This window comes from Lysinibacillus sphaericus (assembly GCF_001629735.1).
Classification (GTDB): Bacteria; Bacillota; Bacilli; order Bacillales_A; family Planococcaceae; genus Lysinibacillus; species Lysinibacillus pinottii.
Window position 1 is genome coordinate 232,152 of sequence record NZ_CP015224.1, and the last position, 12,141, is coordinate 244,292.

Annotated in this window: 11 protein-coding genes; 10 read left to right on the plus strand and 1 reads right to left on the minus strand. The window is 38.7% G+C overall.

Annotated features, from left to right (window positions below):
• Positions 1 to 117 precede the first annotated feature (117 nt).
• A complete protein-coding gene (locus A2J09_RS01065) occupies positions 118 to 1,812 on the minus strand; it encodes an Rqc2 family fibronectin-binding protein (protein WP_036162599.1) in 1,695 nt (564 codons plus the stop codon).
• A 258-nt stretch (positions 1,813 to 2,070) separates the two neighbouring features.
• On the opposite strand from A2J09_RS01065, the gene A2J09_RS01070 reads away from it, so the two are divergent.
• From A2J09_RS01070 to A2J09_RS01115, 10 genes are all read left to right on the plus strand, one after another.
• Positions 2,071 to 2,946, plus strand: coding sequence for a YicC/YloC family endoribonuclease (locus A2J09_RS01070; protein WP_031418953.1), 876 nt, complete (start codon positions 2,071 to 2,073; stop codon positions 2,944 to 2,946).
• 43 nt (positions 2,947 to 2,989) lie between these two features.
• A complete protein-coding gene (gene gmk, locus A2J09_RS01075; protein ID WP_008173787.1) occupies positions 2,990 to 3,607 on the plus strand; it encodes a guanylate kinase in 618 nt (205 codons plus the stop codon).
• A gap of 3 nt (positions 3,608 to 3,610) precedes the next feature.
• Complete coding sequence (gene rpoZ, locus A2J09_RS01080) at positions 3,611 to 3,838, plus strand: DNA-directed RNA polymerase subunit omega (protein WP_008173785.1); 228 nt, start codon at positions 3,611 to 3,613, stop codon at positions 3,836 to 3,838.
• Between the two features lie 100 nt (positions 3,839 to 3,938).
• The gene (coaBC, locus tag A2J09_RS01085) at positions 3,939 to 4,949 is read left to right on the plus strand and encodes a bifunctional phosphopantothenoylcysteine decarboxylase/phosphopantothenate--cysteine ligase CoaBC (protein ID WP_031418956.1); all 1,011 of its coding nucleotides are present in this window, start codon (positions 3,939 to 3,941) and stop codon (positions 4,947 to 4,949) included.
• Positions 4,946 to 7,357 carry a primosomal protein N' gene (gene priA / locus A2J09_RS01090; RefSeq protein WP_012293206.1) on the plus strand — a complete coding sequence of 804 codons (2,412 nt, stop codon included), beginning with the start codon at positions 4,946 to 4,948 and terminating at the stop codon, positions 7,355 to 7,357. Before coaBC ends, priA begins: the two co-directional genes overlap by 4 nt.
• A gap of 89 nt (positions 7,358 to 7,446) precedes the next feature.
• Positions 7,447 to 7,941 carry a peptide deformylase gene (gene def / locus A2J09_RS01095; RefSeq protein WP_031418961.1) on the plus strand — a complete coding sequence of 165 codons (495 nt, stop codon included), beginning with the start codon at positions 7,447 to 7,449 and terminating at the stop codon, positions 7,939 to 7,941.
• 1 nt (position 7,942) lies between these two features.
• The gene (fmt, locus tag A2J09_RS01100; protein ID WP_012293208.1) at positions 7,943 to 8,884 is read left to right on the plus strand and encodes a methionyl-tRNA formyltransferase; all 942 of its coding nucleotides are present in this window, start codon (positions 7,943 to 7,945) and stop codon (positions 8,882 to 8,884) included.
• Positions 8,881 to 10,242 (plus strand): 16S rRNA (cytosine(967)-C(5))-methyltransferase RsmB, encoded by a 1,362-nt coding sequence (gene rsmB, locus A2J09_RS01105; RefSeq protein ID WP_012293209.1) that lies wholly within the window; start codon positions 8,881 to 8,883, stop codon positions 10,240 to 10,242. The genes fmt and rsmB overlap by 4 nt, the downstream gene beginning before the upstream one ends.
• Positions 10,242 to 11,384: a dual-specificity RNA methyltransferase RlmN gene (rlmN, locus tag A2J09_RS01110; RefSeq protein WP_012293210.1), complete on the plus strand. Its 1,143-nt coding sequence runs from the start codon at positions 10,242 to 10,244 to the stop codon at positions 11,382 to 11,384. Before rsmB ends, rlmN begins: the two co-directional genes overlap by 1 nt.
• Before the next feature lie 6 nt (positions 11,385 to 11,390).
• Entirely contained in the window at positions 11,391 to 12,140 is a 750-nt protein-coding gene (locus tag A2J09_RS01115) for a Stp1/IreP family PP2C-type Ser/Thr phosphatase (protein WP_031418963.1), read from the plus strand.
• Position 12,141 lies beyond the last annotated feature (1 nt).

Genomic DNA, 12,141 nt, shown 5'->3' on the forward strand with positions numbered 1-12,141 from the left:
AAGATTGTCTGTAAGAAACAATCAAGATGTGGCTGTTTTCATTGTTTTGTAGGACGGATTACGTGTACATAACTTTAAAAAAGAAAAAACCGAGAAAATTTATCTCGGTCTCTATCTTTACGACTGCTTTTTTAATTGTAAAATGAGTGCTTCATCGGGATCGATATACAAAGTTTTTTGTTCGAAGTAAATTACAAAACCGGGTTTTGCCCCATTGGGTTTCTTAACCTGACGAATGTCTGTATAATCCACTGGAACAGAAGAAGATTCTCTTGCCTTCGAAAAATAAGCAGCTAATGTGGCAGCTTCACGTAAAGTTGTTTCATCGGGCTCGCTAGAGTGGATGACAACATGAGAACCTGGAATATCCTTCGTGTGTAACCAGATATCTGTGCGTTTTGCAATTTTAAAAGTCAACATATCATTTTGCTTGTTGTTCTTGCCAACTGAAATGGCTGTACCTGTGGAAGAAATATAGCGTTCGGGTTCAGGTTTCACAGGTTTTTTCTTTTTCTTAGAATGGCGTAGCTTTAAATAGCCCTGTTCGGCAAGTTCTTCACGAATTTCGTCAATATCGCCAGGTGATGCTTGCTGAACTTGTTGTGCTAGCATTTCAAAGTAAGTAATTTCTTCTTGTGTTTTTTCAAGCTGTTGTTGCACCATGATTAATGCATTTTTGGCTTTGGTGTATTTCGTATAATAGCTTTGAGCGTTTTCTATAGGTGTTTTACGTTCACTGACTGGTATCGTAATCTCTTCGCTATTTTCGCTGTAGTAATTTATGACTGTAACTTCCTTGACACCCTTTTCAAAAGCATAAATATTAGCCATTAACAGCTCACCATATAACTGAAATTGATCGAGCTTTGAGGCGCGTTCAAAGTCCTTCGTTAGCTTTTTCGTTTTTAAAGACAGTTTATCAATTTCATTTTGTAGCCATCTTTCTAAATCACCTGCTTGCTGCTTAACACGGTCCCGTTCCGCACGTGCAAAGAATACACGATCAAGAAGCTCATGAACATTCGGATAAACTGTAATATCCCCATGTAAGTGGGTTAGTTCAATTGGTGAGAAGTAAGTTTTGTGATTAGCCAATACATACATAGGGCTCGTTCCACCATTAGAAAAACCTGCTATAAATTCTTTGAAACATTGTACTCGATTTAATGATGGTGTCATGCGGTACAATAATTCTTCAGCATGAAGAGGTGAAAACCCAGCAAATTGTGTCACGACGTCTTTGGCATTTTTTGTTTCCGCAAAAAATATTGCTAGCTCTTCTTCTGTTACTAGTAAGGGATTCCATTTATTTTGCGTTGGTGGAGCTAAGTAAGGCTGGCCTGGTAAAACGGTACGAAAACTATTTACAGATGGAGGCAAGTGCTTTAAACTATCAACAATTTTACCTTGCTCTTTATCAATTAAAAGTAGATTACTATGTCTACCCATAATTTCAGCATGTAGTTGTCTAACTATAGGGTCACCAATTTCATTTTTACTTTCGATTTCTACTATTATAATACGGTCAAACCCAAGCTGTTTAACGGAGGAAATAAATCCACCCTCTAAATGCTTGCGCAGCAGCATACAAAACATAGGGGGTTCTGCTGGATTTTCAATCGTTTGTTCCGTAAGATGCACTCGTGCATAAGAAGAATGAATAGAAAAAAGCAATTTATGATTTTTCCCGTTTGCACGAACATGTAAAACAACCTCTTGAGCGTTAGGTTGGTGTATTTTAGTAATTCGACCTGTGACAAGTTGTTGTAGGTCGGCTGTTATTGAATAGGTAAATAAACCGTCAAATGCCATATGAATTCCTCTTTCCAATGATAACAAGCATCTTGGTACTTTCGTATTTTTTTCTTGTTGCATCTGCATTCGCTTTTTAAGCCTCCGCAAAGCACTAATTGTATGTTTATCATAGCATTTTTTAGGCGAATATTAAAATATAGCTTCAATTGTGGTAGAATTAGCTCTTATTCGATCCAATTTTTTTTGGAGATTCGTCATATTCGATAAAGCTTATGTTATAATATTCCCAGTATGCAAAGAAAGGTGTGACGAACCTTGGTGCGTAGTATGACTGGTTTTGGCAGAGGTGTCACAACAACTAGAGACTTTCAATTAACCGTAGAAATGCGCTCGGTCAACCATCGCTTTTTAGAAATCAATGCTAAATTTCCGAAAGAATGGCTTGAAGCTGAAATTTTTGCAAAGAAATTTATTTCTCAAGCTTTGTCACGCGGAAAAATTGATGTGATGGTATATGTGAAGGACTTAGAAAATGTAGAGCAATCTATTGAGATTAATTGGTCATTAATTGAAGCGTATCGTAAGGCAAAAGAGCAATTAGCAAGTAAAGTACCACTAGAAGAAAAATGGACGATGCAGGAGCTTTTATCGTTAGAGCAAGCACTCGTACAGCAAAAACCACAACTAACACCTGAGGATTTACTTAGTGCTGTTGAACAAGCGATTTCACAGGCGATAGAACAGCTTGTACTTATGCGTGAGCGTGAGGGGCAAGAATTGCAGGAAGTTGTTGTACAATATAAGCAACAGTTAAAAGAACAAGTGAATCAAATACGTTCCTGTTCATCTCTTGCTGTTGAAAAATATCGTACACGATTAGTAGAACGGATTGCAGAAGTTGCAGATGGAACTTTATTAGATGACCGTTTATTAGCAGAAGTAGCGATTTTTGCAGAACGCGTTGACATTTCCGAGGAATTAGACAGATTGGATAGTCATTTTAATCAACTGGAAGAAACGTTACATGAAACGATTTCAGTCGGAAGGAAATTAGACTTTTTAATGCAGGAGATTCATCGTGAAATCAATACGATTGGTTCAAAAAATCAATCTACAGAAGCAGCGGTTGCTGTTGTTCAGGCGAAAACAATTTTAGAAAAGATGCGTGAGCAAGTTCAAAATATCGAATAACTTGCACGTGTCTGTTATAAATTAAGGGAGATATAGAGAATAAATGATAAAAGAACGTGGATTATTAATTGTTCTGTCTGGCCCATCTGGTGTAGGTAAAGGGACAGTGCGAAAAGAATTATTTTCTCAGCCGAATACGAATTATGAGTATTCCATCTCGATGACGACACGAAATCCTCGCGAAGGAGAAATCGATGGTGTAGACTATTTTTTCAAGAAACGAGAAGACTTTGAAACGTTAATTGAACAGGGTGGCTTATTAGAGCATGCTGAATTTGTAGGAAACTACTATGGTACACCATTAGCCTACGTGAATGAAACACTGGATGCAGGTCGCGATGTGTTTTTAGAAATCGAAGTGCAGGGTGCAGCGCAGATTCGTAAAAAAGCACCAGATGCCTTATTTATTTTCTTAGCCCCTCCAAGTTTAACTGAATTAAAAGATCGTTTAGTTGGACGTGGGACGGAAACAGAGGATATCATAGCAAAACGCATTGCTACAGCAAGTGAAGAGCTTGAAATGATGAGCTTATATGATTATGTTGTAGAGAATGATGAAGTGACAAATGCCTGTGATCGTATTAATGCGATTATTAAAGCAGAGCATTGCCGTAGAGAACGTGTTGAAAAAAGATATTTGTCAATGTTGAGAGGAGAATAAACAATGTTATACCCATCAGTAGATGCTTTAAAAAAAGAAATCGATTCAAAATATTCACTAGTGAGCCTTGCTTCAAAACGTGCTCGTCAAATGCAGGAAGAGCAAAATACAGAACGTTTACACAAGTACGTATCTCATAAATACGTAGGAAAAGCACTTGAAGAAGTAGCGGCAGGTGTTCTTACGAAAGTATCACAGGATGAGTCAACTGTGTACGAAGACGAAATCTAACCTCTATGTTAGTCAGCAGTTGATTTGATTATACAGAATGCCGAGAGCTCCCAGGGAATCCTCCTTTGGGAGCTTATCATTTGAAGGGATGACACCTAGCATGAATAAAAATATTTTACTATGTGTTTCAGGCGGGATTGCCGTATATAAAGCTGTTGCTCTTGTTAGCAAGCTATCACAAGCAGGGGCGAACGTAAAAGTGATGATGACTGCCTCTGCCAGACAGTTTGTGAATCCATTAAGCTTTCAAGTGATGTCCAAAAATGATGTTTACTTTGACACGTTTGATGAAAAAGATTCTAGTGTGATTGCCCATATTGATTTAGCGGATTGGGCTGATTTGATTTTAGTTGCACCTGCAACTGCTAATATGATTGGGAAAATGGCCAATGGAATTGCGGATGATATGGTATCAACCACCTTACTAGCTACTACTGCGCCAGTGTGGATAGCACCAGCGATGAATGTACATATGTATGACCATCCAGCAGTAAAGCGTAATCTAGAAAGATTAGCAGCAGATGGCTACCAATTTATTGAGCCTTCGGAAGGATTTTTAGCATGTGGCTATGTTGGAAAGGGGCGCTTAGAGGAGCCTGAAAAAATAACAGCTATTGTACTGGATTTTTTTGCAGCGCCAGCGACAATAAAGCCACTTACAAATAAAACAGTTGTAGTGACAGTTGGTGCCTTGCATGTACCGTTAGATGAGAAGCATGTGATTAGCCCACAAGCTAATGGTCTTATTGGACAGGCTTTGGCTAATGAGGCGAGGGAATTAGGCGCGCACGTTATTCAAATAGAAAATGGTAGTTTGAATGATGTGATGCAACAGCTTGAAGCCTCTAAAAATCAGAACCCAGAAATTATCTTGATACATGCAGCTAATGTACCGACAATGGAGAAAACGCCGCTTATTTCAGTAGAGGGTATCAAGGCTGTCACGTTTGGACAAGAAGTGCTTGGTGAACCCATGCTCAACATTCGATCGGATCGTTGGATAGAATTTAGTGAGGAAGCTCAGTTAAATGGGCGCATAATAGCTACGACTAATCCACAGCAATTTGCCCGCACATTATGGACCCATATTTTAAAGGGTGAGGAGCAATGAGTTTATTGATAGCGGAAGTCATTGTTGACGTCTCAACCTACCATGTCGATCGTCCTTTCGATTATCAAGTGCCGCCAGAATGGGAAAATGTAATAGAAATGGGCTGTCGTGTGAAAGTGCCATTTGGCCCTAGAAATGTTTTAGGCTTTGTAGTGGGAATAAAAACTGAAACAGATGTGCCCCTCAATAAATTAAAATCAATCGCTCAAATTTTAGATATGGAACCAGTATTAACAGCGGAAATGCTTCAAATGGCAAAGTGGTTGAAGAATCAAACGATTTGCTATGAAATAGATGCTTTACAAGTAATGTTACCTTCAGCATTACGTGCGAAATATGAAAAAATTGTAAAGCTACATGAAGATCAATCTATACCCAATGAAGTACAGGTGATTTTTGGTAAGCGACAAAAAGCTAATTTTAAAGAGTTTGAACGTGCAGGTTTACTTCCTTTATTAAAGCCATTAGTTGCACAAAATAAGGTGACTATTGATAATGTTGTGAAACAACAGGGTCATGTGAAAGAAATACGGATGGTGAAAATTACTGAAGAGCCTAACGTTATTGATAAAGCGTTAAAGCAATCAACTAGAGCTGTGAAACAACGTCTATTACTAGAATGGATGGAGCGCCATTTAGGGGAGGTTTTGTCACCACAGCAAATTTGTGAGGAGGCAAGAGTCTCTTCTTCAGTTTTAGAGAGCGTTATTGATAAGGGTGCTGCGCAATTTACTCAAGAAGAAGTGTATCGTGACCCGTTTACGAAAGAGGTTTCACGTACGCAAGCCTTACAATTAACAAATGAGCAGGAAATTGCTTTACAAGCCATTAATGAAGCTTTGGAGCAGCAACAAGCGCAAACGTTTTTATTGCATGGCGTAACAGGGAGTGGCAAGACAGAGGTATATTTGCAGGCGATACAAAAAGTGTTGAACGAAGGCAAAGAAGCCATTATGCTCGTACCTGAAATCTCTTTAACGCCTCAAATGACAGAGCGATTCCGTAGTCGTTTTGGAGAAATGGTTGCGGTGATGCATAGTGGATTATCTGTGGGCGAGAAGTATGATGAATGGCGCAAAGTTCAACAAGGGAAGGTGAGAGTAGTCGTTGGGGCTCGTTCAGCAATATTTGCTCCCTTTACGAATATTGGTCTTATTATTTTGGATGAAGAGCATGAGTCAACGTATAAGCAAGAAGACTCACCACGTTATCATGCAAGAGATGTAGCTATTTGGCGTAGTGAATATTATAATTGCCCTGTTATTTTAGGTAGTGCTACACCAGGATTAGAATCTTTTGCAAGAGCTAAAAAGGGTGTTTATACCTTACTTTCATTAAAATTAAGAGCCTTGCATCAGTCCTTACCAACCGTTTTTATTTCAGATATGCGTGAGGAGCTTCGACAAGGAAATCGATCCATGTTTTCGCAATCACTTATAGAAGCAATTCGTATAAGATTAGAGAAAAAAGAGCAAATGGTGTTGTTTTTAAATCGACGAGGTTACTCATCTTTTGTGCTATGTCGGGATTGCGGGACAGTTGTCCAATGTCCCAACTGTGATATTTCTTTAACCTATCATCGTACAACCGAAAAATTGAAATGCCATTACTGCGGCTATGAAGAACATGTGCCTCAAATTTGTCCACAATGTCAAAGTGATCATATACGTTATTTTGGTACTGGCACACAAAAGGTAGAGGAAGAAATATATAAGCTGTTCCCAGAAGCAAGAGTATTGCGTATGGATGTAGATACGACAAAGCATAAAGGTGCACATGAAGAAATATTAGCTGCATTTGGAGAGGGACAAGCTGATATTTTACTTGGCACACAGATGATTGCAAAAGGGCTTGATTTTCCAAATATTACGCTGGTAGGCGTACTTAGCGCTGACACCTCCCTACATTTACCAGATTATCGAGCAGCAGAACGTACATTTCAACTATTAACACAGGTAAGTGGGAGGGCAGGAAGACATGATAAACCCGGAGAGGTAATTATTCAGACCTATACACCAGAGCATTATGCTATCGAGTTAGCTAAAACGCAGGATTATGAGCCATTTTATGAGCGTGAGATGTTTTTACGACGTCGTTCCAGTTACCCACCATATTATTACGTGGCGCTTGTGCAGATTTCTCATGAGGATGTTATGGTGGCTGCTGAATATGCTGGACGCATGGCTGATTGGCTCCGTGGAAATTTATCGAATCAAGTGGCTATTATTGGCCCAACCACGGCAAGTATTGCTCGACTCCAAAATAGATATCGTTATCAATGTTTGATAAAATATAAAATTGAACCAAATCTTATTCCGGTATTACAGCGTCTACTTGCTATGTATCGAGCAGAGTGGATCAAACAAGGAATATTAATGACGGTAGATTTAGATCCGTCTACTATATAAGAGAGTATAAACACAGTTTTACGAGCATATGTCTAACAAATAAATAAAATGGTATGGCTCTAGCTAAAAGCAGAAATGAGGATATAATAATGGCAATAAAAAAAGTAATCGAACACCCAGCACAAGTACTTTCAACACCATGTGCAGAAGTAACCGAAATAAATGATGAACTCATTACATTACTGGATGATTTATATGACACTATGGTTGAATATGATGGTGTTGGCATTGCTGCACCGCAAATTGATATAGGGTTACGAGTAGCGATTGTAGAATTAGGTGAGGAACGCGATATTTTAGAAATGATTAATCCAACTGTTATTGAAACGGATGGAGCGGAAATAGATATTGAAGGTTGCTTGAGTTTCCCAGGATTATATGGTGAGGTTGAACGCCCAAGCTATGTAAAAATTGAAGCTTGTGACCGTGAAGGACGTGTCTATGAATTAGAAGCAGGGGGCTTTGATGCTAGAGCAATTTTACATGAAATTGATCATTTAGATGGCGTGCTATTTGATTCAAAAATCCAACGCGTTCTAACAGCAGAAGAGCTTGAAGAAATGTATGCAGAAGAGGAGGAATAAAATGACTTCGATTATTTTTATGGGGACACCTGACTTCTCCGCACCCATTTTGCGTATGCTACATGAAGAGGGGTACGATATTAAAGCAGTGGTGACACAACCTGATCGACCTGTAGGACGTAAACGTATATTGACACCACCACCTGTTAAGGCCGCAGCATTAGAGCTAGGATTACCTATTATACAACCAGAAAAACTACGTGGATCTGAGGAACTACAACAAATTCTTTCGTTACAGCCAGATATAGTCATTACCGCTGCATTTGGACAAATATTACCGAAAGAACTTTTGGATGCTCCTTCACTTGGCTGTATTAATGTCCATGCTTCATTATTACCAAAATATCGTGGAGGCGCTCCTATACACCAAGCTATTATAGATGGTGAAAAAGAAACTGGCGTAACAATCATGTATATGGCAGAAAAGCTTGATGCCGGTGATATTATTTCACAAAGAGCTATCCCTATTGAACTAGATGATCATACGGGTAGAGTTTTTGATAAGCTAAGTATGGTTGGTCGAGATTTATTAAAGGACACACTTCCATCTATTATTAATAGAACAAATAACCGCACTGTACAAGATGAAACGCAAGTTACCTTTGCGAGCAATATTTCGAGAGAACAGGAACGTATTGATTGGACAAATGACGCCACAACTCTTTACAATCAAGTACGCGGGCTTCATCCATGGCCTGTAGCTTATACCACTTTTGAAGATGGTAATTTTAAAGTATGGTGGGCGACTATAGGCAAAAGCAAGCATGATACTATTCCTGGTACTGTTGTTGCAATTGCGAAAGACCATTTTGAAGTGGCGGCAGGCAATGGGACAACATTGGCATTATATGATGTACAACCTGCAGGTAAAAAGCGCATGACAGCTGAGGAATATTTACGTGGTACAGGTTCTAAATTACAGATTGGGGACCAATTTAAATGAGTAAAAAAAGTGTAGTTATTTGGGATGGAAATGTGCGAGACGCCGCACTATCTATTCTGTTAGCCGTTGATAAAAATCAAGCCTATAGCAATTTACTTCTCAATGAAACCATTAAACGACATAAGATAGAGGCGAAGGATCGCGCTTTATTAACAGAATTAACATATGGTACATTGCAACATAAAATGACACTTGATTATTACTTAGAGCCTTTTATCCGTGGCTCTATAGATCATTGGGTTCGTTGGTTATTACGAATATCTTTATATCAAATGCAATATTTAACGCGTATCCCAGCGCATGCTGCTGTTAATGAGGCAGTAGAAATTGCGAAGCGCCGAGGGCATCGCGGTATTGCATCGACAGTCAATGGTATTTTAAGATCTGTCTTGCGTCAAGGTGTCCCTTCTATAAATGATATAGAAAATCCTATTGAGCGCCTGGCTATTGAAACAAGTCATCCTATTTGGCTAGTACAACGTTTTGTTAATAACTATGGTTTAGAAGTAGCTACAGGTATGTTACATGAAAATAATGTACCACCTATACAAACTGTTCGTGTCAATACAACCAAGGTAACTGTTGAGCAAGCTATGGCGGAACTCGAAGAAGAAGGTTTAACAGCGAAACAAAGCGACGTTATCCCAGAATGTCTACACGTAACAAATGGTCAACCTGCCCGTACCAATGCATTTAAAGAGGGGCATATTACTATTCAAGATGAGAGTTCAATGATACCAGCCAATGTTCTAAAACCTTCCCCTGGTATGCGTGTTTTGGATATGTGTGCGGCACCAGGCGGTAAAACAACACATCTAGCTGAAATCATGAAAAATGAAGGCTCTATTTTAGCAACAGACCTTCATCCACATAAATTAGATTTAATCGACCATAATACAGAACGTCTAGGGCTAGATATTATTGAAACAGCTCCAATTGATGGACGCAAAGCTCCTGAATTTTTACAAGCTGAGTCGTATGACGCCATTTTAGTGGATGCACCATGTAGTGGACTAGGGGTTATGCGACGTAAACCTGATATTAAATATACGAAGCGAGAAGAAGATTTAGAAAATCTTCAAACAATCCAACTAGCATTATTGGATGCAGCGACAAAAGTATTGAAGATAAAGGGTAAGCTTGTGTACAGTACATGTACAGTCGATAAGCAAGAAAATGAGGGCACAGTAAATGCCTTTTTAGCAGCGCATCCAGAAATGGAAGCGATACAACTAGAATCTTTACCAACAAAATTAGCGGAAAAGCAAGCTAATGGCATGCTTCAAGTCTTTCCACAAGACTTTGGCAGTGACGGTTTCTTCGTTGCCGCCTTTCGTAAAAAAGGAGAATCCAACTAATGGTGGATCAAAAGAAATTTAATGAACGTATCAACGATTTAGTTGAAGAAGCAGAAGAAAAGCCCGTTCGACGTGCGAAAAAGGAAAAACCAAATTTAAAAGAATCCATTTATTCTTTCCAACCACATCAATTAGAGGATTGGTTAAAGGAAAATGGAGAAAAACCTTTCCGTGCGGCACAGATTTTTGATTGGTTATATAATAAACGTGTTAAGACATTTGAAGAAATGTCAAACCTTTCGAAGGGATTAAGGGACAAGCTAGCTGCAAATTTTGCATTATCTACCTTGTCAACAATTATTAAGCAAGAGTCTAAAGATGGTACCATTAAGTTTTTATTTCAATTACAGGATGGTTACTCTATAGAAACGGTATTAATGCGTCATGAATACGGAAACTCTGTTTGTGTGACAACACAGGTAGGATGCCGTATTGGCTGTACATTTTGCGCCTCAACCTTAGGTGGTTTGAAGCGACATTTATTGGCTGGGGAAATTGTAGAGCAAGTTGTAAAAGTGCAGCAAACTTTAGATGAGGTAAATGAGCGAGTATCACATATTGTTATTATGGGGATTGGTGAACCTTTCGATAACTATGATGCTATGATGAACTTCTTAAAAGTGATCAATCATGAAAAAGGGTTAAATATTGGTGCACGTCACATTACGGTATCCACATCAGGTATCGTTCCAAAAATTTATCAGTTTGCTGATGAACAATTACAAATTAACTTTGCGGTTTCTTTACATGCACCAAATCAAGAGGCTCGTCAAAAGCTTATGCCAATTGCGCGTGCCTATAAATTAGATGAGTTAATGGAAGCTGTTCGATACTATACTAAAAAAACTGGTAGACGTGTGAGTTTTGAATATGGATTAATGTCTGGTGAAAATGATTCAGTAGAAATTGCAGAGGAGCTATCTGCTTTAATTAAAGGAATTAAATGCCATGTTAACTTAATTCCTGTTAACTATGTACCAGAACGTGATTATGTTCGTACGTCTCGTAGCCAAATTTTTGCGTTTGAAAAAACCTTAAAGAAAAATGGGATAAACGTAACGATCCGCCGAGAGCAAGGTTCTGATATTGCAGCAGCGTGTGGTCAATTACGTGCGCAAGAGAGATCTGAAGAAACGAGGTGACCGGTGTTGGAATACACAGTCGAAAGTGATATTGGTTTAAAACGATCCATTAATGAAGACCGTGCTGCATTATTTAAACGTCCTGACGGGCTTGCACTAGCACTTGTGGCGGACGGCATGGGTGGTCATAATGCTGGAGATGTAGCAAGTGATATGGCAATAAAACAGATGGAGACCTTTTTTTTACAGGCAGACGCACATCATTTTGAATCAACAACATCAAAGAAAGAATGGTTATTACAAACAGTAAAGCAATTGAATAAAAATATTTATGACTATTCTTTATCACACGAAGACTGTAAAGGAATGGGCACGACGTTTATTGCAGTGTTAATAGAAGAACATCATTGTTTCATTGCACATGTTGGTGATAGTCGTGTGTATTATTTCTTTGAAGATGGTGCACAACAAATAACAAGGGATCATTCTTATGTTAATGTACTGGTTGAAAATGGAGAAATTAGTGAAGAGGAAGCTTTGACGCATCCAAAGAAAAATTTTATCTTAAAAGCTGTTGGTACAGAGGAAGCAATAGAACCAGATTTTTATGAAGTAGAGTTGGCATCAAATTCGTATTTACTCATTTGTTCAGATGGATTAAGTAATAAACTAACTGTCTATGAAATGGCTTCAATCATTACGTATCCCGAACCTATAATGGAAAAAGGACGTAAACTTGTAGAATTAGCAAATGCTAGCGGGGGAGAAGATAATATCTCCCTCGTGCTGCTAACTAAAAAGGATGAGGAGGTGTAAG